Raw genomic sequence first — 25,182 nt, 5'->3', positions numbered from 1 at the left:
GCAAAACATGGCCAAGAGCAATCATGGCAGAGTGGGTGATGCGCTTGAACTGCTCAACGCAGGGGTTCGCCCCTTTGTGGAGCGGGAACTGCGTGCCGTGCATGGAGATCAGTGGCAAAAGATGGTGGCGCGGGCGATCCGTGAAGACCGTGGTACGGTGAGCGAGGTCAACTGGGACACCCAAAATCTGCTCACTGTCATGTGGGACCAGTGGAACGCCGTCTTTCGTAACACCCTTGGCTATACCGGACGATCCCTGGTTAGCGAACTGCGCGAGATCCATAACCGTTGGGCGCATCAGGCGTCTTTCAGCAGCGATGATGTCTATCGGGCGCTGGACAGCATCGGACGCCTGCTCACTGCCATTTCGGCCCCCGAGACAAAGGAACTGGAAGATCAGAAGATGGCACTGCTGCGCGTGCGATTCGACGAGCAGTGTCGGGGCGAAATGCGCAAGCAGGCCGTGGCTCCCACCGAGGGCAACCCGCGGAGCGGCCTGAGGTCCTGGCGCGACGTCGCCATCCCGCACCGGGACGTGGCCAGAGGCAAGTACCAGCAGGCCGAGTTCGCGGCTGATTTGTGGCAAGTGTACCTGAACGAGGCAGCGTCCGAGTACCAGGATCCCACCGAGTTCTTTCGGCGCACCTTTATCACCGAGGGGCTGCGGAAACTCCTTGGCAACGGCATCATCCGCATTGGCGGGCAGGGTGGCGACCCGGTGGTCGAGCTGCAAACAAACTTCGGCGGCGGCAAAACCCACAGCATGCTGGCGCTTTATCATCTTTTCTCCGGCACGTCTGCGACCGAACTTCCCGGCGTCGAGCAAGTCCTGGAGGATGTCGGATGCAAGGTGGATTCGAAGGTCAATCGTGCCGTCGTCGTCGGCACGAAGGTGTCGCCCGGCAACCCGAGCACCAAGGCCGACGGGACGGTTGTCCGAACGATCTGGGGTGAGATCGCCTGGCAACTCGGCGGCAAGGCCGGTTACAAGATGATCCGTGCCGATGACGAAAATGCCACCAACCCCGGCGACAAAATGAAGGAACTGTTCAACAAGTTCTCGCCCTGTCTTGTCTTGATCGACGAATGGGTCGCTTACGCACGGCAGCTGCACGAAGGCAGCGTGCTTCCCGCGGGCACCTTCGACACCCAGTTTACCTTTGCCCAGGCATTGAGCGAGGCGGCCAAGGCGGCCAGGAACACCTTGCTGGTGGTCAGCATTCCCGCTTCCGACAACGAGATCGGCGGCGAGTGGGGCCAGCGTGCCTTGTCCCGACTCAAGAATGCCGTCGGTCGCGTGGAATCGAGCTGGCGACCGGCCAGTTCGGATGAAGGGTTTGAAATCGTGCGCCGTCGGCTCTTCGAGCCTCTGCATGAACCGCAGGCATTCGTGGCACGTGATGCCGTGGCGCGCGCCTTTGTGGAGATGTACGGAACGCAGCACAGCGAATTTCCATCCGAGTGTCGAGAGGCGGAGTACGAACGTCGCATCAAGCTGGCCTACCCGATCCACCCGGAACTTTTCGACCGGCTCTACAACGACTGGTCCACGCTCGACAAATTTCAACGCACGCGCGGCGTGTTGCGTCTGATGGCGGCGGTGATTCATTCTCTGTGGGAAAGACAGGACGGCAATCTGCTCATCATGCCTGGCACCATCCCCATTGACGATTCGGCGGTGCAGTTTGAGTTGACCCGCTACCTTGATGACCCGTGGACCCCTGTGATCGCCAAAGATGTGGACGGGGCGCATTCCTTGCCGCTCAGGCTTGACCGGGATTCCCCGAACCTGGGCCGCTACTCTGCCTGCCGTCGCGTGGCGCGTACCATCTATGTTGGATCGGCCCCGACCCAACGGGCTGCCCATCGAGGCATCGACGAGCGCCAGGTGAATTTGGGATGCGTCCAGCCTGGCGAAACCGTGGCCACCTTTGGCGATGCCATCCGCCGACTTACCGATCGGGCGACCTATCTGTATGTGGACGGCAGCCGTTATTGGTACGCGACCCAGCCCACGGTCACACGTCTTGCGGAGGACCGTGCGAACCAGATCCACGAACACGATGTCATGGACGAGATCGTGCGCCGCCTGCGCGACGAGGCGCGCAGCCGTGGCGATTTCCATCGCGTGCATGCGTGTCCGAGCGGCAGCGATATTCCGGACGAACACGAGGCGCGGCTGGTGATCCTGAGTCCGGATCGTCCTCACGGCAAAGGGCAAGCGGATAGCGCGGCGCGCATGGAGGCGCAGGCCATCCTGGACAGTCGCGGCAGTAGTCCCCGGTCCTACAAAAACACCCTGGTGTTCCTGGCGGGCGATGCAAGTCGGCTCAAGGAGCTTCAGGTTGCCGTCCGGCAATTCATGTCCTGGAAGTCCATATGGGACGAGCGGGAACAACTCAATCTTGATCCGTTCCAAGCCAAACAAGCGGATACGCAGCGCAAGAACGGCGATGAAACGGTTAAAGTGCGCATTCCCGAGACCTACCAGTGGCTGCTTGTCCCGAACCAGCCAGACCCGAGGGGATCGCCGGAATGGACGGAAACACGCCTGCAAGGATTGGATTCGTTGGCGCTTCGCGCTGCCAAAAAGCTCAAGAGCGAGGAGATGCTCCTCGTCCAGATGGGTGGAGTTCGGTTGCGCCTTGAATTGGACCGGGTACCTCTCTGGCGAGGTCATGACGTGCCGGTGAAGCAGCTTGTCGAGGATTTTGCGACGTACCTGTACCTTCCCCGTCTTCGCGATTCGGACGTGCTGATCGCGGCCATCCGGGAAGGAATCACGCGACCGACCTGGCAGTCGGACACGTTTGCCGGCGCACAGTCCAGGGATGCCGCAGGCCGCTATTCAGGCCTTGCGGGTGGCGGTTCAGCCACTGTTCAGGACGAAGCGGGATTGATCATCGTCAAGCCCGATGTGGCAGCCGAACAACAGCGCCGGGATATCGCAGCGGCTGAGACGAAAGCCGGAAACGGTTCGGCGACGGTCCCGGACATCGAACGGACCGTGGCACGGCGTCAATCGACCGGGAAGGGGGGAACGCTTGCAACGGACCCCGGCATACCACCAGCCGCCCTCGGGTATCGAAGATTTCGCGGATCGGTGCGGATCGATTCGCTCCGGGCTGGACGGGACGCCAGTCGGATTGCCGACGAGGTGATCCAACATCTGTCGAGATATATCGGGGCCAACGTCGAAGTGACGATGGAAATCCGCGCCGAGTTGCCGAGCGGGGCCAGCGAGAAGACCATCCGCGATGTAACCGAAAATTGCCGCACCCTGCGCTTCGCTTCTTTTGGGTTCGAAGAAGAGTGATGCGACCCCAATGGGGGAGAGAAATTCTGCTGGATGGTCCGATCAGACATTGAAGCGAAAGTGCATGATGTCGCCATCCTGGACGGTATAATCCTTTCCTTCCACTCGGAGCTTTCCTTTTTCCTTGGCCCCCGATTCCCCGCCACAGGCGACGAAATCCTCATAGGCGATGACCTCGGCGCGAATGAATCCACGTTCAAAATCGGTATGGATGACGCCGGCGGCCTGTGGCGCCTTGGCACCGTTCCCCACGGTCCAGGCCCGTACCTCCTTGGGTCCGACCGTGAAGAAGGTCATCAATCCCAGAAGGCGATAGGCCTGACGGATCAACCGGTCGAGTCCAGGTTCCTTGAGCCCCAGATCATCGAGAAAGGCCTGTTTTTCCTCGGCCTTCAGTTGGGCAATCTCCGCTTCCATGGCACCGCAAATCACGACGACCTCTGCCCCTTCCCGTGCAGCCCGCGCGCGAACGGCGTCGGTCAAGGGGTGTTGTCCCGGGACCTGGGCCGCAGCTGCCGCGGATTCATCGACATTGCAAACATAAAGAACCGGTTTGGCCGTCAGGGGAAAAAGTTCGCGCATGACAACCTTTTCCTCGGGGCCCAAGCCCAGGGCGCGGATGGGCGTGCCTTCGTTGAGGCCGAGGATGACTTTGTCATAGACCGAGGTGAGAAAACGGGCCTCCTTGTCCCCGGAACGGGCCTTGCGGATCACCGCATCCCGGCGTTTTTCGATACTTGCAAGATCGGCCAGCATCAGTTCGGTTTCGATGATTTCGATGTCGGTGGCAGGATCGATGATGCCATGGACATGTGTGACATCGATATTTTCAAAACAACGGACCACATGAGCCACCGCGTCTACCTGACGAATGTTGCCGAGAAACTGATTGCCCAGACCTTCACCCTTGGAGGCCCCCTTGACGAGGCCTGCGATGTCGAGAAATTCCATGACGGTGGGCAGGGTCTTGGCGGGCTTGGCCATGCGGGTCAGGGTGTCGAGTCGGGGATCCTGGACCGTCACGACGCCGACATTGGGCTCGATGGTGCAGAACGGGTAGTTGGCAATCTGGGCCCCTGCCGAGGTCAGTGCATTGAAAATGGTCGATTTTCCAACATTGGGAAGACCAACGATGCCACATTGCAAAGCCATGACTATTCTCCTGCCTTTTTGTTCCCAGACCCCTTCCTGGGATCGTTGGGTTGTTGCGTCATGATCTGTCCCAGATGATTCATGGCTCCCGCCGGGTCGCCACGCAGCAAAAAAGGAAGCACCTGGGGAAGAAGGGCGATGGATGCGTCGTGGATGACCTGCTCCTGGGACGAGAAGGGTTCCAGGACATACCGGGCCGGGTCCATCTTCCCCGGAGGTCGGCCAATGCCAAGGCGGACACGGAGGAATTCGGGTGAGGCAAGGACTTGGTGGATTGATTTGAGGCCGTTATGCCCGCCATGTCCGCCCCCCTGTTTGACCTTGATGCGACCCGGAGCCAGATCCAGGTCGTCGTGAAAGACCACGACATCGACCGGTTCAAGGTGGTAGAACCGGACCGCTTCTCCGACCGCGTTTCCCGACAGGTTCATGAAGGTTTGCGGACAGAGCCAGGAGACTGTTTCGCCATCGATCCGTCCGGAACCGAACCACCCCCCGAACCGGGTGACTCGGGCGCCGAGACCGAACTGGCGGACGAGACACGCCACCGCGTCAAAGCCGATATTGTGTCTCGTCCCCTGATAATTTGGGCCGGGGTTGCCCAGCCCCACCAGCAGTTTCATGAACGGAACGTCCGCATGGACCCTCCCAGGTTCAGGAGGCTTCGGCTTGGCTTTCGCCCGATTCCGGCGCCGCGGGGGCCCCTTCCTCGACTTGCTCCGCCTTGACGCCGATGAGGGTGACGATGGTCATGTTCTGATCGCCGTGAACTTCGGTGCCCGCCGGCAGCTGGATGTCACGCAGATGAATCGAATGACCGATTTCCAGCCCTTTGATGGAAACCTCGATCGCCTCGGGGATGGCGCCCGCCTGACAGTGAATTTCCATTTCATGCTGGACAAGTTGCAAGATGCCGCCGCTGCGGATGCCGGGGGACTGGTCTTCATCCACGACATGGATGGGCACCATCACCTGAATTTTTTGATGGGCATCAAACCGCATGAAATCGACATGAACCGGTCGTCCGCTGACGGGATGGAGCTGCAATCCACGCATGAGGGATTTTTCGGTGCCGACGCCATCGATGACCAGGTCGATGACCTTGACCCGGATGTTGGTTCCTTCGATTTCGAGGGTTTTGAGCAGTTCCCGCAATTCCAGGGAAAGGTTGATGTTGCTTTTTGTCTTGGGACCGCCGTACAACACTGCGGGAACGCGACCATCGCGCCGCAGTTGACGAGCCACCCCCTTGCCGGTCCCGTCTCTTTTTGTGGCCTTGATGATTGCCATGATCCGACTCCATGAAAAGGGTAAGAAGTGAAAAGGCGGGGACGATCCCCGATCACGACCGGCCTCCAGGGGTGCCGGTCGATTCAAGAACCCCAACCATTTGGGGTCCGAGCGATGGGTCCGCATGGAACAGGCGGACAGAATTGTTGTTTTCGGTCAGACGAAGAGGGAGCTGACCGATTCTTCGTCGCTGATGCGGCGGATGGCCTCTCCCAGAAGGCTGGAAACGGAATGCCGTTCGATCTTGGGGCATTCCTCCCCTTCGGGGGAAAGACGGATGGTATCGGTGACGATCAGCCGGTCCAGGGAGGAGGAATCCTGGATGCGGCGGACGGCGGGTCCCGAAAGGACACCGTGACTGGCGACGGCGATGACGTTTGTGGCGCCGTGATCGATCAGGGCGTCCGCCGCCTTGACCAGGGTGCCGGCGGTATCGACCATGTCATCGACGATGATGCAGCTTTTTCCGGAGACGTCGCCGATGATGTGATGCACCTCGGCGACGTTGGCGGCGGGGCGCCGTTTGTCGATGATGGCCAGTTCCAGATCGAGTCTTTTGGCATAGGAGCGGGCGCGGACGACGCCGCCGACATCGGGCGAGATGACCATGCCGTTCTTGATCCCCTTCTGCCGGACCGCCCCGAGAAGGACGGGGGTGGCATAGAGGTTGTCCACGGGCATGTTGAAGAATCCTTGAATCTGGCCGGCATGGAGGTCCATCGTCACCACCCGTCCGACGCCGGCGGCCTGGAGAAGATCGGCGACCAGTTTGGATGTGATGGGGGTTCTTCCTGCCTCCTTGCGATCCTGGCGTGCATAGCCAAAGTAGGGGATGACGGCGGTGATTCTTCCCGCCGAGGCCCGTCGCAGGGCGTCCACCATGATCAGGAGTTCCATCAGGTGATCGTTGGCCGGGGAGGAGGTCGGTTGCACGACGAAGACATCGCGGCCACGGACATTTTCGTCGATCTGGACGAATATTTCGCCATCGGAAAAATGTCGGATGGTGGCGTTGGCCAGATCCATGGATAGGTATTCGCAGATACGCCGTCCCAGTTCCGGGTTGGCGTTGCCAGAAAAAATTTTCAGTTTATCGATCGGCATCGTTGGTTGAATCTCGATAAAGGGGGACAGAAAAGGCGTGGGCACCGATCCCTTAGGATCGATTCGGTGGGGCTGTCGTTGTCGAAGCCTTCTCTTCTCGACCAAGCGTCGCGGGGGAAACATACACCCATCATCGCCCGATGGCAACCATTCGACATGAATTGTTCCGGGCAATGGCCTCTGAAAATTCAAAGTCGGTCCAGAGGGATGGGAATGGTTCAGATGTTGGGAACCGGTATCTGTTTCTGGGTCCGGTGGACGGTATTGAGCGTGGCGCGGGGCAGCAGGAGTTTGACGATTTTGTCGTATCCTTGAGCCTGGGCCAGTTGCAGGGGGGTATTGCCCTGGGCATCCAGGGCGTTGCAGTTGGCTCCGGCATCGATCAACAGGGCCGCGACTTCGTAATGGCCGCGGAAAGCGGCCCAGTGGAGTGGCGTTTCGCCGTATTTGGCCCGGGGATCGACCTGCCGGGTCCGGCTGGAAAGAAGACGGACCATGTCCGCATGTCCCTGGCCTGCGGCCCAGTGGAGCGCGGTATCGCCTGAAATTCCAGAGGTTGTGAGATCGACGCCCCGATCGACCAGGAGGGCGGCAATTTCGAGTTGACCGTTTTTTGCCGCCAGATGCAGGGGGGAACGACCGCTTTTGTTGACCTTGCCCGGATCGGCGCCCGAGCGCAGCAGAAATTTGACCACATCGAGCCGCGATGATTCGGCTGCCCAGTGCAGGGGGGAATCCCCTTTGCCATCGATTGGATCGACCTTGGCGCCGTGGCGCAGGAACAAACCAACCAGGGCAAGGTTGCCCTCCCCCGCGGCCCAGTGCAATGGCGTTGTGCCATTGGCGTTGGCGGCGTGAATGTTGGCGCCTTTGTCGAGGAGGGTCCAGGCGATTTCCAGGGAACCCTGTCGTGCCGCCACGATGTGCAATGGCGTGTCTCCCCGCCGGTCGGGAAATGATACGTTCGCCCCGGCTGCCAACAGTTCCTTGATCAACGATAGGTTTTCCCGCACGACCGCGAAATGCAGTGGAGTTTGTCCGAAGACATCACGGTCGTTGATCCATTTTTTGGCGCGGATGTGGATTTCCGCTTGAACCAGGTCTCCTTCCTCGATGGCGGTGTGGAGTGGGGTCCGTGTCGATTTTTTTTCCATTTCCTGGACGGGTCGTCGTTCATCCGTCCGAGTCATTTCTGGCGTGGCGGCGCCTGTAGCGGTTGTCGATGCCATTGCCGTGAGGGCCAGGGCAATGAAGGCCGATCTTCCCACCCATCCTGTCATCGTTCTGACGTTATTCCATGGCATGGATTGGGCTCCTTGTCGTTAAATGTACTGAATTGAGGGTCGATTGGCGTGAAGAAGCAAGAATTTTGCCAATTAACAAAACCTTGCGAATTGCCTGCGGATCCCCTCGGCAAGGGTTATGGTGGGAATGAAGGGAATTTCCTCGATGGAGGGCTCGATGGCGGAGGAGCGGGAGACGACGGGGGGGGGAAGGGTGATGGGGGAAGCGGATGTGCCGATGGTCTGGATCAGCCGAGCCAGATGGGTGCTGTCGATGGGTTGGGATTCGTCCCAGACCCGTTGCAGGGCCAGTAAAGGGGTGGTGGTGGCCGACAATCGGTCGATCCCTTCGAGGACAACTCGGAGAACATCGTCGATATGGGTGAAATGAAAGAAAACCCCCAGGCTTCCGGGGTGGATGAGGAGGGGTTGGTTGTCGCGGGCGCGGCGGATGAAGGTGGGCAGCAATTTTCCTTCCGGTTCCTCGGGGGAACCGTAGACATCCGAAAGCCTGAGGATCAGAAGCCGATTGCCCCCTTCGCGGGCGAAGGCGATGGCGATGGACTCCATGGTTTGTTTGCTCAGGGCATAGATGTCCTGTAACGAAGGGAGGGTTTGTTTTTTCAGAAGTCGGTCCACTTCGCGGGTGGAACCAAGGATGAGCCAGGGCCTGGGCGTGGCGCGAGCGGCCCGATCGAGCAGGTTGGCCGAACCCTGGATGTTGGCGTTCATGGCGGGAACCGGGGCGCGGCATGCGTCGCCTGCCCGACTGACTCCGGCCAGATGGATGATGCCGTCCAGGTTGCCAGGGAGGTCCGGACAGGTCTCTTCCCGGGCCAGGTCGGCCTGGACGAAACAGACCGGTTCGGGAAGGGATGGGTGTCGGATACGGTCGATGCCATGCACTTCATCACCTCGGGCGAGGAGCGCCCGGGCGAGAACGCGACCGATGAAACCGCCGATACCGGTGATCAGGATCCTGGCCATGGGACATTTTGACTCAAAAGGAGAGAATCGATCCAATGACCCAATCGACCTGGTCATCGGTCATTTCGGGAAAGACCGGCAGCGAAAGCACTTCGGAACTGATGCGTTCGGTGACCGGCAGGGAGGCTTTCAGATGGAGTCCTTCCCAGTGGTGCATGGGCGGTGACCAGTGGGCGAAGGTTTCGATTCCCCGTTCCGCCAGGTGACGCTTGAGGTCGTCCCGTTTGCTCAAGCGCAGGACGAAACCGCTGACGATGTCCTGATGGGAATCGCCGGGAAGACCGAAATGGGGTGGCAGTTTGATCTTGTCGTGGTTGGCAAGGCCCGTATGGTATTTTTGCGCGATCGACCGTCGCTGGGCGAGGGTCGTTTCCAGTTTCCGCAGGCGGTACAGCAGAATGGCGGCCTGAAGATTGTCGAGACGGCTGTTGAAGCCGAAATGGACGATTTCGGTCTTGTTGCGTTGTCCGTGATGGCGCAGACGTCGGGCGTGTTCCGCCATGGCGGCATCCCGGACCGTGAGAAGACCGCCATCGCCGCAGCAGGAAAGGACTTTCATGGGATGAAAGCTGAAGGCGGCGGCGATTCCGAAGGCCCCGGCATGTATTCCGTTCAAGGTGGCGCCAAAGGCCTGGGCCGCATCCTCGATGACCAGGAGTCCATGGCGCTGGGCGACATCGAGGATTCGTGGCATGTCGCAGCAGCGGCCATTCATGTGGACGGGAATGATTGCCCGCGTCCGACGGGTGATCGCCCGTTCGAGAAGGTCGGGATTCATGAGAAAATCTTCCCCGATGTCCACCAGGACCGGGGTGGCGCCACAATGAACGATACTGGCGACCGTCGCGACAAAGGTATGGGCGACGGTGATGACCTCGTCTCCTGCCCCGATCCCCGCAATCCTTAATCCCAGGGTGATGGCGTCGGTGCCGTTGCCGACGCCGACGGCATGGGGAACATCGAGGAAAGAAGCGCTTCGTTGTTCCAGTTCCTCGACCTCCTGCCTCAAGATGAAACGGGCATCTCCGGCCACTTCGTCCATGATGCCCAGCAGGTCTTCCCGTTCCCGGGCCCAGGTCGCCCGGAGATCGATGAAAGGAACCTTCCATTGGGGCAGTGGCGGGGATGGCTTGGGTGTGGCGGTCATGGAAAATCTTCCTGTCGTTCGCGGGTTAAGGAGAGCAGTCAAATCAAAACCCTTGGGGTTGTTTCCTGGTCGCATCTCTTGGCGTGAAAATAATAATTAATATCAATACATAATATTCTTTGACACCTTGGCGGTCACGTAGGGATCGGTGATTGATGTTTGTTTTCGATGATGCTTGCGTCCCGATGCAATAAACGATGCCGCATGCCGACGAATCCACTGACGGCAACCGAGGCGGATAATGCGTTTCGTTCCAGGGATTCAATGATCTTCCAAAGGATGTCATGTTTTATAAGATTATGAAATAAAAAAATATTTTCGTTATGGTAAGGTCCCTGGAGCGGGGCAAAATTCAGATTGATGCCCCAGTGTTGCGCCAGATCGATGGCCTGATCCATCTCCTCGAAGTTGGATTTCATGACCACATAGTTCCAGGTCACCAGATCCTTGCGTCCGAGGGTCCGTTGCAGGTGGGCGAGGGTTTCGAGGGCGGTCATGACCCGGGCATGGTTGGTGGTTCGGCGGATCTGGCGATACCGTTCCTCGCTGACCGCATCCATGGAGATCAGGAAGAAGGGAGGACGTTCCACATGGACGAGGCGTTCGAGAAGTTTGTCGCCAAGGAAAGAGCCATTGCTGATGACCGAGCGGCGGCAATGGGGATGGGTTGGGTCGTCGAAGCGTTCCAGGAAGCCGATGAATTCCTTGCGAATGAAGGATTCGCCTCCCTGCCAGCGAAAGAAAAGGGCGGTAGCCCGGTAGGGAAAGAGCGATTCCATGAGTTCCACCGGAAGGTGCATGTCGTCGTGGTGGGGTTGTTGACACATGAAGCAGTCGGAGTTGCAGCGGACGGTGGTCTGCAGGTCGATGAAGAGTGGTCGGCAGTCCAGGGATTCCTGTCGTTGCCGATAGGCGGTTTCGACCTCCTTGAAGTTTCGTGAACAGGGGGAATTGTCTTCGGGATCGATGAGCGGGGGATTGATCAACTCCGCCACCGGTGGCGTTTGCACCGGCCCCTGGAAGGATCCGCGCAGAAACGGGCATTCACGGTCGCACCCCGCTTCCTGATAGTTTCCCGATCCGATGAGCTGGCGCACCCTGCGGGCGGGGTCCGAATTCCACAGCGTCTCCAAGGGGGTCTGGCGTATGTTTCCCCAGCGCATTCGGTTCTGGGGACAACAGGAGACCCATCCTGCCGCATTGATCCAGACATCGCACCAGGGATGCAGGCAGGGGGAAGCGGGGGCATCGGTGACCAGGTGGTGCAATTCCCTGGGGGCTTCCAATGGCACTTGTAATGAACCATCCGACCGTTTCATGGACCTTCCCTTTCCGGATGATCGCGATGCACGGCCAGTTCTTCCGGGGCTCCCTTGAGAACCAGCAGATAGGGAGGAAACACCAGGGCATCCATGATTCCTTCCCGGACCGCCTCGACAACGTCTTCTTCAGAACTGAGAATGGCCTCTTCATGGCGGTTGAACGATGTGTTGAGGAGTGCCGGAATGTCGCTTTTGCGATGCCACGCCAGCAGAAGTTCGTGGAAGAAGGGGTTGTCCGTTTGTCGCACCACCTGGGGTCGGACGCTTTGATCCACATGGACGACCGCCGGGGCCTTCATGGCCATTTCCGGGGTCGCGAGGAAACTCAAGGTCATGTGCCGCGCCGAAAGGCAATCGGGGGTGTAGCCGACGAGACACTTCGGGGCGAGTTCCTCGGCGATCGAGGGGGCAAAGGGCATGAATTCACTGCGGCTCAATCGTTCATTGATTTCCGTGCATTTGTCGGGATGGCGCGGGGAACAGATCATGCTGCGATTGCCCAAGGCTCGGGGTCCGAACTCACCGCCTCCCTGAGCAAGTCCAACCACCTTTTCCGCATCGAGCAGGCTACAGAGATCCGCGATCAAATGGGCGGGGCGTACCGGATGAAACTGTTGCTGTCGGAGGAGGGTGAAAAGACGGTCCGGATCGATTCGGGGGCCCAGATAAAGACTGGGAAAGGTGGCATGGGGGGGACGATCATTTTTGAACATCCAATCGTAGACCGCCCCGGCGCAGATTCCCCCGTCGGTCATGTTGGGATAGATGAAAACTTCATGACATCCGGGGAGTTGGCGAATCTTCTGGTTGAGCTTGACGTTGGAAAAAACACCCCCCGCCATACATACGTGCCCGATCCCCGTTTCCGCGATATGACGCGACAACAACCCGAGGATGATCGATTCCAGGTGGACTTGCACCGCAGCGGAAAGATCTTCCCTGGAAAAACGGGACGCCTCTTCGATCAGGGTATCGGAAAAATTGGTGAAGAAGGGACGGTAGAACGGGCCGGGATGGCTTTTGATCCGCCCCTGGGAATCGAGATCGATCATGCGGCGCATCAGGGGGCGGGCCGGTTCGGGATTGCCGACCGCCGAAAGGCCCATGACCTTGCCTTCGTGACGGTTGGGGGTAAACCGGCACAGACCGGTGACCCGTCCATAGAGATAACCCAGGCTTTCCCAGCTGTAGGCGCGGTAGAGGAGTTGGGAGCGATTGGGGTTGCGTGTCATCCTGGCGAGGGTCAGCGACAGGAAATCTCCCCGCCCGTCGGCGGTGATGACCAGGGCGTCGTCGAAGGGAGACGGAAAAAACGCGGCGGCCCGATGGGTTTCATGATGGCTGCAATGGTGAATGGGGATGGCATGAGGGAATTTCTTTCGTGTCTGGGAAAAAAATTCCGCGCGCGCTTCGGTATCGACCCGGTCTTCGATGACCAGACGTTCGGTGATGATTTGCATGGCCAGGGGATCATCGCCATATCCCTCGACGGCGCGCGCCACAAGTCCGCTCAGGGTTTCTCCTGGAACGAAGCCCTGACTGAACCCATAGCAGATGCGATCGATCTTTTCCGGAGACAGCCCTGCCGTCCGCAGACACCAGTCGATGGCTTTATGAGGATAGCCACCATCAAGTTTTTTTCGTGACAGGCGTTCCTCGTTGACCGCAGCCACGGGAAGATCATCGACAAAAAGGGCAGCGCCGCTTTCCGCGCTTGAGGTAATTCCGAGAACGTTCATCGTGATACACCACTTCCCCAACGTTGCAGAATGGTTTCAAGGGATTGTAGACGACAAGATCCAAGATCCGGACTTTCGGAATTTCCATTTGTTGGTGTTGCGATTTCAGGATTCGGGCTTGCGGCGATGTTCATTGGTCCGTCGCCGGGGGGTGCGTAATAGGAAAAGGCATCGAACCGCCGGATCAGGCGGCACAGGGTCAGCAGACGGCAGGCCCGCTCCAAATCATCGTGCAGATCCAGGAGGAATGCGACCGCTTCTTCAAGTTTGCGGGCCACGCGACGGGCTTGGGGTGTGTCGAGGGGAAGCGTGAATTGATCGACGGGAAGGACGCAAGGGAGCGGGATGGCGCGGGTATTGGTGGAAACGTCCGGGCCATCCGGTGACCGGGTGAAAAGAACGCGAAAATTTTCGTCCCTGTCGGAAAAATCCCAGGCGAAGCGGTCCTCCTCGGTACGGATGGTTCCTCCAAGAAGGGGGGCGCTTCGCTCGAAGGCATCGGGATGAAATGCGCCCCAGACTGGAGTGAACAGGTCATCCAGCATGTTGCCGAGAAAGCCGTGATCGTTTTCCAGGGGAAACTGGATGGAATAGGCCTTTTCCATCAGAGCGGGTGTCAGCGAGGTGGCGACGCGGCGCAGATGGGCCATCAGCCAGCGGCTCCATGTCCCGGAACGGTAGAGGCGCAAAAACAGCGCTCCATTGGGTTCGAGACGGTTCATTGCCTCGTCGAGCATGGCCGCGGGGTTGGCCAGGTGATGATAGACGCCGAGGAGAAAAATCAGGTCGAACCGTCCTTCCACGCCCCAGTCGCCGCAAAGATCCGCCGGACGGGAATGCAGATTGCCGATTCCCAGACGTACCGTTTCCCGTGACAGCCAATCCACCTGGGCAGGGCTGAGATCGCGATGCACGACCTCTCCTGCCCCCAGTTCGATGAATCGGAGGGCCTGCCAACCGGTGCCGACATCGAGGATTCTCTTGCCGATGAGCCGTTCCGGTTGCCACCCCATCCAGGCCAGTTCCCGGTCGATCCTTCGACGGTAGCGTTCACGGGTCGCATCGTTTTCGGCATTGATTCGATTGTGAACGGTGGTGGCGTAGAAATCATTCATGGCAGCCATTGTTCGTGCCGGCAAGATATTCCAGGGTCGCCATCGTCATGTCCGGTATTTTTTTTCGCAGGTTTCATGTTCCCGACGGCGGACTGGGTGTTCACAATTGTCCAAGATCGGCCAGGATTCTGGCGGCGCGATGGTCCCAGGTATGATGGGCACGGATTTCCCGCGCCGCCTGCCAGGCCATTTGTCTTCGTTTTTCAGGGTGATGCATGATTTCCGCGAACTCTATGGAAAAATTTTCGGCGGTGGCCGAAACAAAATGGACTCCAGGGGAAAAAAGTGTATTGATCCCACCCGGCTGGTCGTCATCTTCCGATGCGAGATACATCAGGATTCCACCCGAGGACATGCAATCCATGGACCTAAAGTGAATGCCGACCCCCTCGTGAAGATTGACCCGTGAATCCTGATAGAGACGGCGGACATCGTCCGGGTTTTCCAGATGTCCCCGGAAGAAGGGTTGATATTCTGGCCATGCTTGCCACCCTCCGGTGCCGTGGAAGACGGGTTCGGCGCCTGTGGCGAGGGCAAGATTCAGGAGACGCTGGCGGTTGCGCATCCGAATGACCCGACAGCCGATGTCATAGCACAGTACCTTGTCGAGTTGCGGGCGAATTCCCAAACGTTGTGTCATCACCTTCAGGCCCAGGCGGACATAATCATCGTTGTCGAATCCACGTTGCCTGGTTTTTTGCAAAGCAGACTCGTACTCGGGCAGAAAATCATCAAAGCGGGTGATCCGATTGGTTTCGGTTGTCAGGGGACGTTGCAACTCTTCGTGGGTCCAGGGAAAGGAAATGTGTCCGACAAAGGAGCAGGAGTGGACGCCCTCATGCCATTCCTCGAAATGGTAGGTCCGTTGGCAACTTCCCGGAGGAAGCCAATCGACCATGGTCGCTCCGGTTCGTGGATGACGGGAAAACCAGTTGTGGCCGAAAAAATAGAGCAGGTCGCTTCCCCCCAATCGTTCCATCGGTCGTCCCAGGGTATCGACGATCCACGAGATGTGACGGACCGATGGTGGCAGCGCGGGAATTTCCCAGCGGCACCGATTCATTTCGAAGATGGCGTCGGGCTGGAACGAACGGCAAAAGGTGATGAGTTCCTCTTCCCCAGGCAAGGTGGTATCGCCGCGAACCGACAGCCCGAGGCGGGTGAAGGCGGTTGTCAGTTGTTGCAGCAGGGTTTTATAGAAAGGCGTGGGGGCGGGGAGAAAAATAGCCAGTTTTTTCATGGTTGATCGTCGTATCTTGCCGTTTTTGGGTCGAAGGAATGGTGGAAGTCCGGGGATGGCTCAGGGAGAGGCGCGAGTCAGCTCCTGGTTGATGACGTCGAGAATGTTTCGCGCCAGGGAGTTGTAGCCGAAGGTTTGGCAGGCCTTGTGGTATCCTTTCGTGGCGATCTCTTGGCGCAATGATTCGTGTTCGAGGAAATAGCGGGTTTTATCCAGGAGGTCGGCCTCATCTTCGAAGAACACGAAGTCTTCATTTTCCGTGAAGTGGTCGAGAATGCTTGCGGTATCGTATTTCTTGGGAATTCTCCGGGTGAGAAGAAAATTTCCGGAACCGAGAATTTCCAGGGCCCGCATGTGGAGCGAGGTCCCGGCGCTGTTGTTGATGCAGATGCGGGATCGGTTCATCAGCCGATTCAGTTCCTGACCATTGTTGGCGGGTCCCTTGAGTCTGGGACCGAGTTGCGAAAACCGCTCCCAGTTTTTTCCGTAGATATGAACGTCGATTCCGTGTTCTTGAAGGTGAATCATCGGGATGGCCTTGATCAGGGAGAGCACCTCCATGCAAATGGGGGATTCGATGCCGGACAGAAAGGAAGGGGGAACAAGATGGGGGGCAATTCCATTCGCCTGAAAAATGTTGCGCCCGAGTTCCTGGAGCAATTCCGGACGGACGACGTGGTGGCATAATTGCTGGTAGGAAAAAGAATCAAGGGCGGCGATAAGACTGAAATAAATATTTTTCAAGGTCGTTGCATCAAGTTCAAGGTCGCCGATTTTTGGTTCCTTTCCGATCAGGCCCGGGTCCCAGGAGGGATTGCGGAAGGGGAGAAGGGTTCGGATGGGATTGACCAGATGCGTTACGAAAAGAACATCGATATCCTTGCTGATCTCCGGTTCCGGATGAAAAACGTTCGTATTGATGCCGACCGGAAGAAAGTGGATTTTTTTCCCCCGGTAGATGGGACGGTCGAAGGTTCCATCCCGGAGCCACAGGTCGGAGAAACAAAACACAAAATCCCTGTCGGTCAATGTGATATCGGTGCGGTCGGTCACGATGTTTTCCAGGGCATCCTGGATCCAGGTGACCACGGGAACCCGATCCATGAAGCGGAAATCGTGTTCCCAGCGGAAATGATCCATCATGAAAATCATGTCGGGCTTGAATTCGGAGAATGCCTTGAATGTGGAAAGGGTGTTGATGCGATGGGTACCGTGGCTTTCGATGACAATTTTCGTCTCATGTCCGAGTTGTTTGAATCCGTCGAGCATGTCTCGGGTGGCATACTGGAGAAACGTCGTGAAACGGGAGGTCAGTCCCAGAATGCGCAGAGGGCGGTCCGGGTTATGTCGGTAGATCCTTGACCAATGGTTGTCTTGAAGTGACCGGTAATATGATTGGACCTGCTCGATATGTCGGCGAATATTTTCCTTGCGGAATTCAAGGCATTTCCTGATAAGATCGTTGATCATCCTGGCCAGATTTTCATCGTTTTTGGCGCAGATGAATGTGTTTGGCAGCATGACGTCCGGATGAATCAGATATTCGGCGAACTCTTTCAAGGCGTTTGTTCCCACGAAGAAGAAAAAACGCCCTTCCTGAAAGATGGAACACAGGTCGAACATGCACAGGATGACGAGAAGGCGTTCGATGACCGGCTCGACGACGTAGACGGGCCGTTCGATCTTCAAATCCCGTGAAATGCTGTCGGTCAACCGGGTGAAATCGTTCAGGACCAGAAATTCGTAACCCGATTCGACGCCGAAGATGAGAGGTACGGTTTGTTTGATGTCCATTTGGGAAACCCGTTCCTCGATGCCCTCCCTCATGTTTGGGTTCATCATTTCGAAGGATTGATAGTTTCCCAGATTCAATATCAGGCTGGTCATTTTTCCATCGACCATGACGACGCGAAGGTCCAGACGGGTCGTTTTCTTTTTGGCGCGCAGTTTCTTCGCCAGGTCCGGGTTGTTTTTATCCAGACAGTCGAGGTTTGTTCCCAGAGTGTGGAACAACTCTTTTTCAAGCAAACGGTAACGGGGGTCGTTTGGAGAAAGAATGTGTTCAGCGGGCATGGCGACTCCGGCAGGGAAAACAATAGGGTATCCGAATCTTGGGCGTGGATTGAATGACGCGATCGGAATCATTGATGGAAAGTTTATGCAAGTATCGTGCAAGTAATGGATAGACGGCATGCAAACATGAGTCCCCTGCAAAAAATCGGCGGCGAGGGTTTGCGAAAGCGGGGCAAAACGGCCATGGAGACTGTTGCCTGGGTCTGCGAAAATTTTTGGATGGATCGCGGAAAATAAAACTCCGCTACTTGAAATGATTCGCGGGATCGGAGAGAAAAATGTGACGGTTACCGGATCGGTTTCTGCTCTTGAGGAACCGTCAAACCAGACTGCCGAAGAAACGTTTCAATGATTTCCGCATCGGATCGGCCCGACTGCCGCATCCGATCCAAAGCCTTGTATTGGTTCCTTCCATCCCATGTTGGAATGAAGGTAATATAGAAGGTTTCCTTGGGCAAGCGACACGAATCATCTTTTTTTATCCCATGAAGGGCGTCGCCCTGCGGAAACTTTCTTGGGGATACAGAAGAGAATCGTTGCCTGTTTCGGACGCCACTGTTGGACGATGCCGGAAGGAAAAAGTTGGATTTCGTCTTCAAGATATTGGTAAAAAATGAATTTTTCCGGTCGATAAGAAGAATCTTTCCATTATTGATTCTTGGCATGAATATTGTAGATCTTGAATTTTAAATCTTATTAAGATGTCCATTCCCGCGAGACCAATCTGGTGAATACGATGAAGACCGACCCGCCTCCATCCGTTTCGACGTTGGAACAGTTGATCACCCAGAGAACCGGACGACGTCAGGTGCTCAAGGGAGTGGCTGCGGGAGGGGCGCTGGCGCTGGTGCCGTTTCGAACCATGGCGACACCTGCCGGGGATCTTTCAACCCTTGATTTTTCTCCTCTGGCACAAACGATCGAAGATGATCACCGGGTGGCGGATGGTTATTCGACCCAGGTCGTGATCCGCTGGGGTGATCCGGTCCTTCCGGGGGCGCCGCCGTTTGCCCCCCTGAACCAGAGCGCCCGTGCCCAGGGGATGCAGTTCGGCTACAACAATGATTTTATCGCCTTCCGGCCCCTTCCCCGAGGTTCCAACAACAGCGATCATGGCCTGTTGTGCGTCAATCATGAGTTCACCAACGCCGAACTCATGTTTCCCGGCCTGGTCCAGGAAGAACGCGCCTGCCGCATCAGTCAGGAACAGGCCGACATCGAAATGGCGGCCCATGGTCATTCGATCATTGAAATCAGGAGGGGCGCGGATGGTCGCTGGTCGGTTGTCGCCGATAGCCCCTTCAACCGCCGGATCACTGCCCGGGATACCCTTTTTCGTCTGGCCGGCCCCGCTGCCGGGAATTCGCGAATGAGGACCCGTCAGGATCCAACCGGTCTTCATGTCACCGGCAGCCTCAACAATTGCGCCGGAGGGGTCACCCCCTGGGGCACGCTGCTTCTCGCCGAGGAAAATTTTGACAAATATTTCGGCGGCGATCCCACGGGACTCGACGAGGAGGAAAACCTGCGTATCCATGGCATCAAGGGTCGCCCCGCCCATGGTTGGCATCGATATTATGATCGCTTCGATTGCACCAGGGAACCCAACGAAGCCAATCGATTCGGTTGGGTTGTGGAACTGGACCCTTACGACCCTGGCATGGTTCCGGTCAAACATACCGCCCTGGGCCGGTTCAAACACGAAGCGGCCACGGTCTGGACGCTGCCGGACGGGCGCGTCGTGGTGTACAGTGGCGATGATGAACGTTTCGAATGCCTCTACCGCTTTGTCAGTGCCCGCTCCATGGACCCCACGGATCCGCAAGGGAATCGTACTCTGCTTGACGATGGCCAGTTGAGCGTTGCCCGGTTCCTCGCCGACGGACGTCTCGAATGGCTTCCCCTGATCTGGGGCGAGGGGCCCTTGACTCCAGAAAACGGTTTTTCCGGTCCCGCCGACGTGCTGATCGAAACGCGCCGTGCCGCCAGGCTTCTGGGGGCCACCCCCATGGACCGCCCCGAGGATGTCGAACCGAGCCCGGTCACCGGCAAGGTCTACGTCGCCTTGAGCAACAACAGCAAACGAAAACCTAAGGGGCGCGACGCCGCCAACCCCAGGGGACCCAACACCTACGGCCACATCCTCGAACTGATCCCCCCCGGAGAACAGAACCGTTTGCGCCATGACGCCCCTGTCTTCAACTGGGAAATTTTCCTTCTGGCCGGGCCATTCACCGATGCCAAGGCGCGATACCATCCCGATACCCCGGTTCAAGGCAGTTGGCTCGGCGCTCCGGACAATCTTTGTTTTGACCGCAAGGGAAGAATGTGGATTTCCACCGATCAGGGCGAAATGCAACGGGTCAGTGGCGTTCCCGACGGCCTTTACGCCTGCGATCTGGAAGGACCGGGACGGGCCCTGACCCGTTTTTTCTTTGCCTGCCCCCGCGATGCCGAAATGAGCGGTCCCTGTTTCACCCCCGACGATACCACGCTTTTCGTCTCGGTCCAGCATCCAGGCGATTTTCCCCTCTCCACCTTCGATTGGCCCAGCACCCGCTGGCCCGATTTCGACGATGCCCTCCCTCCCAGGCCCGCGGTCGTCGCCATCACCCGCAAAGGAGGAGGCCCCATCGGCGGATAGAACGCGATTCGCGCCGGATTCACGCTTCGGATGACCCGCGGAACGTCGGTATTCGCTATTTCACACCAGGCAATCCGGAAATGATCCCTTGCCGCGGGATCCCATGAAGCCGATGATGTGGCACAGGCAAAGCAATGAACCGTCCGACGCGACAAGGAGTCCTGCCGTGAATTCGACAACAATAAATAATAACAATAATAAGAAAGATCAATCGATGGACTATTGGCGGTACGATCAGCTGATCCAGTCGCGACAACGAGAAACGCCATTGCATACAGCCATCGTTCATCCGACCGATCAGGAGCTGCTCAAGGATATCGTGAATGCGGCGCACATGAACCTGATCCAACCCATTCTCATCGGCCCGATCGCCCGGATCCAACGGGTCGCCCGGGAGGCGGACATCGACATCGGCCCCATCCGCATCATCGACGCCTTGCACAGCCATCACGCCGCGGAGATCGGGGTTGCCATGGCCCTTGCGGGCGATGTCAAGGCACTGATGAAAGGAAGTCTGCATACCGACGAAATCATGGGCGAGGTCGTCAAGAAAAACGGCGGACTGCGTACCGATCGCCGCATCAGTCATGTGTTCATCATGGATATTCCCGATTTTCCACGACCGTTGTTGATCACCGACGCGGCCATCAACATTGCCCCGAACCTGGCTACCAAGGTCGATATTTGCCAAAACGCGATCGATCTGGCGCATGCCCTGGGTATTCCCAACCCCAAGGTGGCCGTTCTGTCGGCGGTGGAGACGGTCAATCCCGACATGCAATCGACCCTGGACGCCGCCGCCCTGTCCAAGATGACCGAACGGGGTCAGATCGTTGGCGGCATCGTCGATGGTCCTCTGGCCTACGACAACGCCGTCAGTCTCGAAGCGGCGCAAACCAAGGGCATATCGAGTCCGGTCGCGGGCTTTGCCGACATTCTCCTCGCCCCCGATCTTGAGGCGGGAAACATGCTGGCCAAACAACTGACGTGGCAGGCCAGGGCGGATGGGGCTGGGATTGTTCTGGGCGCCAAGGTGCCCATCATTCTGACCAGCCGTTCCGATCACACCCGGACCCGTCTGGCCTCCATGGCCGTCGCGGCCCGTCTGGTCGATTCCCGGACGGAGGGAGCATCCAGGAAAGCCGTCTTCTGAAAACAAGCAAAAAGATCGGACAGGCTTGCCCATCTCTTCGGAAAACATCGATCCTCATCGCTCATGTCCATCGAAAACCTCGACGCATTGCTCAAACCCGAATCGGTGGCGGTCATCGGCGCCTCCACGAGGCCGGGATCCATCGGCGCCCTGGTGTGCAGAAATCTGCTCCAGGGTGGGTTTTCCGGTCCGATCATGCCGGTCAACCCAAAATATCGCGCCGTTGCCGGTGTATTGGCCTATCCCGACGTTGCCCATCTGCCGATCATCCCGGACCTGGCGGTCCTCTGCACCCCCGCAAACGTCATCCCCGAACTGATCGCGGCACTGATTCAAAGGGGAACCCGCGCCGCGATCATCATGAGCTCGGGACTGAAACGGGAGCGACACACCGATGGACGGACACTGCTCGAAGTGGTTTGTGAACAGGCACACGCTGTCGGCATGCGCCTCATGGGTCCCAACAGCCTGGGAATGCTGGTCTCGGGACTTGGCCTCAATGCCAGTTTTTTTCACGTCCCGGGCCGTCCGGGACGGATCGCCTTTGTCTCCCAGTCGGGGGCGATGTGTACGGCGGTCCTTGATTGGGCCTGCTCCAAGGGGATTGGTTTTTCCCATTTCATTTCCCTGGGGGACATGGCCGATGTCGATTTTGGTGACATGATCGATTATCTTGGCATGGAACGTGATGTCCAGGCGATTCTGCTTTACATCGAATCGATTCATCAACGACGCAACTTCATGTCCGCGGCCCGGGCCACGGCGCGCAACAAACCCATTCTGGTCATCAAGTCGGGACAGGAACCGGTCGAAATCCCTTCCGACCATCTTCCCGCGAGTCCTCTGGTCGAATCGGATGCCGTTTATGCCGCCGCCATCAGCCGTGCCGGGATGTTGCGGGTGTATGACACCCACGAACTTTTCGCCGCAGTGGAAACCCTGGCCCGGGCCCGCCCCCTGGATGGAGAACGGTTGTGCATCATCGCCAACGGTGTCGGCATCGGGGTGATGGCGGAAGACAGCCTGATCCGGATGGAAGGACGGATGGCGTCTTTGTCCGCCACATCCATCGCTGCCCTGGATCGGGTTCTGCCCAATACCTGGTCCCGCACCAATCCCGTGGACATCAATCGGGACGCTTCGGGTTCCCGATACAGCAACGTCATTGAAATTCTGGCCTCGGCCCGGGAAATCGATGCCATCCTGGTCCTGCACGCCCCGACCGCCACTGCCGACAGTACCGAAGCGGCCCGCGCCGTCATCGACGCTGCCAGAAACACCACAACCAACATCCTGACCGCGTGGCTGGGAGAGGGCGCCGTCGCCGAGGCCCGGGGACTGTTTCATCTGGCCGGAATTCCGACCTACGATTCCCCCGAACTGGCGGTCACCGCGTTCATGCACATGGTGCGCTACCGTCGCAACCAGGAAATGCTCATCGAGACACCAAACGCCATCCTTCAGGATTTTTCCCCGGCCACTGCCACCGCCAAACTGATCATCGAAAACACCCTCGCCTCGGGCCATACCGTCCTCAATGAAGCCGAGGTCCTGGCGGTTCTTTCCGCCTATGGCATTCCCACCGTTGTCACCCACATCGCCCAGAACCCGGAAGAGGCGGAAACCATGGCGCTGCACATGCGTTTTCCCATCGCCTTGAAAATCCTCTCTCCCGATCTGTCCCACAAAAGCGATGTCGGCGGCGTCGATCTGTTTCTCAACAGCCCGAAAATGGTCTTGTCGGCGGCGAGGAAAATGCTCCGAACGATCGCCGGCAAAAAACCGGAAGCGCGAATTCATGGTTTTACGCTTCAGGAGATGGTGGTCAGTCCCGGGGCCCATGAACTTCGGATCGGAGTCGAAACCGATCCGGTGTTTGGTCCGGTGCTGCTGTTCGGACAGGGGGGGACCATCGCCGATGTCCTGGCCGATACCGCGGTCGCCCTTCCGCCCCTCAACGTGACCCTGGCCCGGGAATTGATTTCCCGGACCCAGGTCTCCCGACTGCTCAACGGCTATCGCGACCGCAAACCGATCGACATGGAGACTTTATGCGCCACCCTGCTCAAGGTATCGCAGATGATCGTGGACCTTCCCCAGTTGGCACGGCTCAACATCGATCCTCTGTTTGCCGACGACAAGGGCGTCATCGCGGTGGGGGCGCGGATGACCGTCTTTCGTCCCTGCGACATTGCCGATGAATCGACCCGACTCGCCATCAGTCCCTATCCCAACGATCTGGAGGAACATTGGCGCATGCCCGACGGACGGGACATCCTCCTGCGTCCCATCCGTCCCGAGGATGAACCGGAACATCATGAATTCATCGGCAGACTTACGGAGGAAGACATTCAGTTCCGCTTTCTATCGGTCCGCAAATTCCTTCCCCATCCCGAGATGGCACGCCTGACACAAATCGACTACAACCGGGAGATGGCCTTCATCGCCTCGGCGGTCAACCCCCAGACCGCAAAACGGGAAACCCTGGGAGCCAACCGCATCTTCACCGATCCAACGCGCAATTCCTGCGAATTCGCCATTGTCATCCGCTCCGACCTGAAAGGGCAGGGATTGGGACGGAAAATGATGGAAAAGATGATTGACTATTGCCGATCGAGAAAAATTCATTCCATGGTCGGATGGGTTTCCCCCGATAATGGCAGAATGGTCCGCTTTGTCGAAAGTTTCGGCTTTTCCCTGAGGCTTCTCCAGTCCGAAGGGTTGCTCCAGGCAACCCGAATCATCGAAGATCTTTCCGGGGAGGCGTTCAAGGAGGGGTGAAATGATGACCGCCAACTTGAAAACCTTGGAGCCGCAACCCGGGGACGGCATACGTTCCAGGAATCATGGCGTCATTGAAGTGTTTTCGTGGAATCTCCTTCCACCGCGAGGCGACCAGTCGTTTCATGCGGACATCTTCAGGGGGTTGATCACGGTCAGATCCGTGATCCAGAGAAAATCATCGGCATTCGCGGTTGCCAGTGTCTGCCGCTGTTCCAATGCGGTCGCGGCGATCAGGGCATCCCCCAACGAGATTTTGCGTTGCTGGCGCAGGCGAATGGCCTTTTCGAAGGTTTCCACCGTGGGGTAGAAAATATCCATGTGGTTCAGCACAGCTTCGATTGATTGGTGACCCGCCTCGGATAAACGGTGGTATCCAAGGGCTTCCACCCGACTGATTACGGAGCAGCCAGGTTTTTGCCCGACCAGCCATCGACGCAGATGGGGATTGTTGGGATGCACGGCGTAGATGATCAAATTGGTGTCGATCAGCATGAGTGATCTTCCCGGCCCAACAAGGGGCGATCCTGGCGGATGGCGCGTTGCCAGTCCATGGGGTTGGAAATTTCCTGGAACGGATTCAAACGGGATGCGGCTTCCAGGGATTCCGCCAAAAAACGTTGCTGTTCCTCGGGGTGCTTGATGGTTTGACCGGGTTTGGCAATTCGTTGTTCAAGGAACAAGGCATAATGCAACAACTCGATTTGCAATGTTTCCGGCAAACGGGCAACATGGCTGTTAATCATTTCAAGAGTGGTCATGGCAATCCCTCCTTGAAAGAGGTTCAACGGGGTCATGGACGCGGATTTTTCCGGTTCCCTGGTCCCAATGATTTT

18 protein-coding genes are annotated in these 25,182 nt (G+C 57.9%); 4 read left to right on the top strand and 14 right to left on the bottom strand.

What is annotated here, in order from left to right; all coding sequences use genetic code 11:
• Positions 1-7: 7 nt before the first annotated feature.
• The gene (locus tag HQL76_02845; protein ID MBF0108101.1) at positions 8-3,316 is read left to right on the top strand and encodes a DUF499 domain-containing protein; all 3,309 of its coding nucleotides are present in this window, start codon (positions 8-10) and stop codon (positions 3,314-3,316) included.
• Between the two features lie 42 nt (positions 3,317-3,358).
• Here the strand turns inward: HQL76_02845 and ychF are convergent, their stop codons facing one another.
• From ychF to HQL76_02785, 12 genes are all read right to left on the bottom strand, one after another.
• A complete protein-coding gene (ychF, locus tag HQL76_02840) occupies positions 3,359-4,468 on the bottom strand; it encodes a redox-regulated ATPase YchF (protein MBF0108100.1) in 1,110 nt (369 codons plus the stop codon).
• Positions 4,469-4,470: 2 nt separating this feature from the next.
• Positions 4,471-5,091: an aminoacyl-tRNA hydrolase gene (locus tag HQL76_02835; protein ID MBF0108099.1), complete on the bottom strand. Its 621-nt coding sequence runs from the start codon at positions 5,089-5,091 to the stop codon at positions 4,471-4,473.
• Between the two features lie 31 nt (positions 5,092-5,122).
• A complete protein-coding gene (locus HQL76_02830; GenBank protein MBF0108098.1) occupies positions 5,123-5,758 on the bottom strand; it encodes a 50S ribosomal protein L25/general stress protein Ctc in 636 nt (211 codons plus the stop codon).
• A 156-nt stretch (positions 5,759-5,914) separates the two neighbouring features.
• Positions 5,915-6,856 carry a ribose-phosphate pyrophosphokinase gene (locus HQL76_02825; protein ID MBF0108097.1) on the bottom strand — a complete coding sequence of 314 codons (942 nt, stop codon included), beginning with the start codon at positions 6,854-6,856 and terminating at the stop codon, positions 5,915-5,917.
• A gap of 224 nt (positions 6,857-7,080) precedes the next feature.
• Positions 7,081-8,166: an ankyrin repeat domain-containing protein gene (locus HQL76_02820; protein MBF0108096.1), complete on the bottom strand. Its 1,086-nt coding sequence runs from the start codon at positions 8,164-8,166 to the stop codon at positions 7,081-7,083.
• A 72-nt stretch (positions 8,167-8,238) separates the two neighbouring features.
• A complete protein-coding gene (locus tag HQL76_02815) occupies positions 8,239-9,132 on the bottom strand; it encodes an NAD(P)-dependent oxidoreductase (GenBank protein MBF0108095.1) in 894 nt (297 codons plus the stop codon).
• A gap of 13 nt (positions 9,133-9,145) precedes the next feature.
• Positions 9,146-10,279: a DegT/DnrJ/EryC1/StrS family aminotransferase gene (locus tag HQL76_02810; GenBank protein MBF0108094.1), complete on the bottom strand. Its 1,134-nt coding sequence runs from the start codon at positions 10,277-10,279 to the stop codon at positions 9,146-9,148.
• Positions 10,280-10,413: 134 nt separating this feature from the next.
• Positions 10,414-11,598, bottom strand: a complete 1,185-nt coding sequence (locus tag HQL76_02805; GenBank protein ID MBF0108093.1) for a radical SAM protein — start codon at positions 11,596-11,598, stop codon at positions 10,414-10,416.
• Entirely contained in the window at positions 11,595-13,340 is a 1,746-nt protein-coding gene (locus HQL76_02800) for a carbamoyl transferase (protein ID MBF0108092.1), read from the bottom strand. Before HQL76_02800 ends, HQL76_02805 begins: the two co-directional genes overlap by 4 nt.
• Positions 13,337-14,455, bottom strand: coding sequence for a class I SAM-dependent methyltransferase (locus tag HQL76_02795; GenBank protein MBF0108091.1), 1,119 nt, complete (start codon positions 14,453-14,455; stop codon positions 13,337-13,339). Before HQL76_02795 ends, HQL76_02800 begins: the two co-directional genes overlap by 4 nt.
• Positions 14,456-14,555: 100 nt before the next feature.
• On the bottom strand, positions 14,556-15,695 hold the full coding sequence (locus HQL76_02790; GenBank protein MBF0108090.1) for a glycosyltransferase family 1 protein: 1,140 nt from the start codon (positions 15,693-15,695) through the stop codon (positions 14,556-14,558).
• Positions 15,696-15,755: 60 nt separating this feature from the next.
• Positions 15,756-17,768 (bottom strand): glycosyltransferase, encoded by a 2,013-nt coding sequence (locus HQL76_02785; protein MBF0108089.1) that lies wholly within the window; start codon positions 17,766-17,768, stop codon positions 15,756-15,758.
• A gap of 736 nt (positions 17,769-18,504) precedes the next feature.
• On the opposite strand from HQL76_02785, the gene HQL76_02780 reads away from it, so the two are divergent.
• The 3 genes from HQL76_02780 to HQL76_02770 all read left to right on the top strand — a co-directional run bounded on the left by HQL76_02780 (position 18,505) and on the right by HQL76_02770 (position 24,346).
• Positions 18,505-20,412 (top strand): PhoX family phosphatase, encoded by a 1,908-nt coding sequence (locus HQL76_02780; GenBank protein ID MBF0108088.1) that lies wholly within the window; start codon positions 18,505-18,507, stop codon positions 20,410-20,412.
• A gap of 103 nt (positions 20,413-20,515) precedes the next feature.
• The gene (locus HQL76_02775) at positions 20,516-21,565 is read left to right on the top strand and encodes a bifunctional enoyl-CoA hydratase/phosphate acetyltransferase (protein ID MBF0108087.1); all 1,050 of its coding nucleotides are present in this window, start codon (positions 20,516-20,518) and stop codon (positions 21,563-21,565) included.
• 63 nt (positions 21,566-21,628) lie between these two features.
• Complete coding sequence (locus tag HQL76_02770) at positions 21,629-24,346, top strand: GNAT family N-acetyltransferase (protein ID MBF0108086.1); 2,718 nt, start codon at positions 21,629-21,631, stop codon at positions 24,344-24,346.
• Positions 24,347-24,469: 123 nt separating this feature from the next.
• Here the strand turns inward: HQL76_02770 and HQL76_02765 are convergent, their stop codons facing one another.
• Together HQL76_02765 and HQL76_02760 are read right to left on the bottom strand one after the other, a co-directional pair.
• Complete coding sequence (locus HQL76_02765) at positions 24,470-24,841, bottom strand: type II toxin-antitoxin system VapC family toxin (GenBank protein MBF0108085.1); 372 nt, start codon at positions 24,839-24,841, stop codon at positions 24,470-24,472.
• Positions 24,835-25,107: a hypothetical protein gene (locus HQL76_02760; GenBank protein ID MBF0108084.1), complete on the bottom strand. Its 273-nt coding sequence runs from the start codon at positions 25,105-25,107 to the stop codon at positions 24,835-24,837. Before HQL76_02760 ends, HQL76_02765 begins: the two co-directional genes overlap by 7 nt.
• Positions 25,108-25,182 lie beyond the last annotated feature (75 nt).

The sequence above is a fragment of the Magnetococcales bacterium genome (genome assembly GCA_015228815.1).
Taxonomy (GTDB): domain Bacteria; phylum Pseudomonadota; class Magnetococcia; order Magnetococcales; family UBA8363; genus UBA8363.
This window is presented reverse-complemented; position numbering and strand designations above follow the sequence as displayed.

Excerpts from the sequence above, each read along its gene's own strand:
- HQL76_02845 (MBF0108101.1), top strand. The coding sequence starts at position 8 with ATGGCCAAGAGCAATCATGGCAGAGTGGGTGATGCGCTTGAACTGCTC.
- ychF (MBF0108100.1), bottom strand. The coding sequence starts at position 4,468 with ATGGCTTTGCAATGTGGCATCGTTGGTCTTCCCAATGTTGGAAAATCG.
- HQL76_02835 (MBF0108099.1), bottom strand. The coding sequence starts at position 5,091 with ATGAAACTGCTGGTGGGGCTGGGCAACCCCGGCCCAAATTATCAGGGG.
- HQL76_02830 (MBF0108098.1), bottom strand. The coding sequence starts at position 5,758 with ATGGCAATCATCAAGGCCACAAAAAGAGACGGGACCGGCAAGGGGGTG.
- HQL76_02820 (MBF0108096.1), bottom strand. The coding sequence starts at position 8,166 with ATGCCATGGAATAACGTCAGAACGATGACAGGATGGGTGGGAAGATCG.
- HQL76_02815 (MBF0108095.1), bottom strand. The coding sequence starts at position 9,132 with ATGGCCAGGATCCTGATCACCGGTATCGGCGGTTTCATCGGTCGCGTT.
- HQL76_02810 (MBF0108094.1), bottom strand. The coding sequence starts at position 10,279 with ATGACCGCCACACCCAAGCCATCCCCGCCACTGCCCCAATGGAAGGTT.
- HQL76_02805 (MBF0108093.1), bottom strand. The coding sequence starts at position 11,598 with ATGAAACGGTCGGATGGTTCATTACAAGTGCCATTGGAAGCCCCCAGG.
- HQL76_02800 (MBF0108092.1), bottom strand. The coding sequence starts at position 13,340 with ATGAACGTTCTCGGAATTACCTCAAGCGCGGAAAGCGGCGCTGCCCTT.
- HQL76_02795 (MBF0108091.1), bottom strand. The coding sequence starts at position 14,455 with ATGAATGATTTCTACGCCACCACCGTTCACAATCGAATCAATGCCGAA.
- HQL76_02790 (MBF0108090.1), bottom strand. The coding sequence starts at position 15,695 with ATGAAAAAACTGGCTATTTTTCTCCCCGCCCCCACGCCTTTCTATAAA.
- HQL76_02785 (MBF0108089.1), bottom strand. The coding sequence starts at position 17,768 with ATGCCCGCTGAACACATTCTTTCTCCAAACGACCCCCGTTACCGTTTG.
- HQL76_02780 (MBF0108088.1), top strand. The coding sequence starts at position 18,505 with ATGAAGACCGACCCGCCTCCATCCGTTTCGACGTTGGAACAGTTGATC.
- HQL76_02775 (MBF0108087.1), top strand. The coding sequence starts at position 20,516 with ATGAAGCCGATGATGTGGCACAGGCAAAGCAATGAACCGTCCGACGCG.
- HQL76_02770 (MBF0108086.1), top strand. The coding sequence starts at position 21,629 with ATGTCCATCGAAAACCTCGACGCATTGCTCAAACCCGAATCGGTGGCG.
- HQL76_02765 (MBF0108085.1), bottom strand. The coding sequence starts at position 24,841 with ATGCTGATCGACACCAATTTGATCATCTACGCCGTGCATCCCAACAAT.
- HQL76_02760 (MBF0108084.1), bottom strand. The coding sequence starts at position 25,107 with ATGACCACTCTTGAAATGATTAACAGCCATGTTGCCCGTTTGCCGGAA.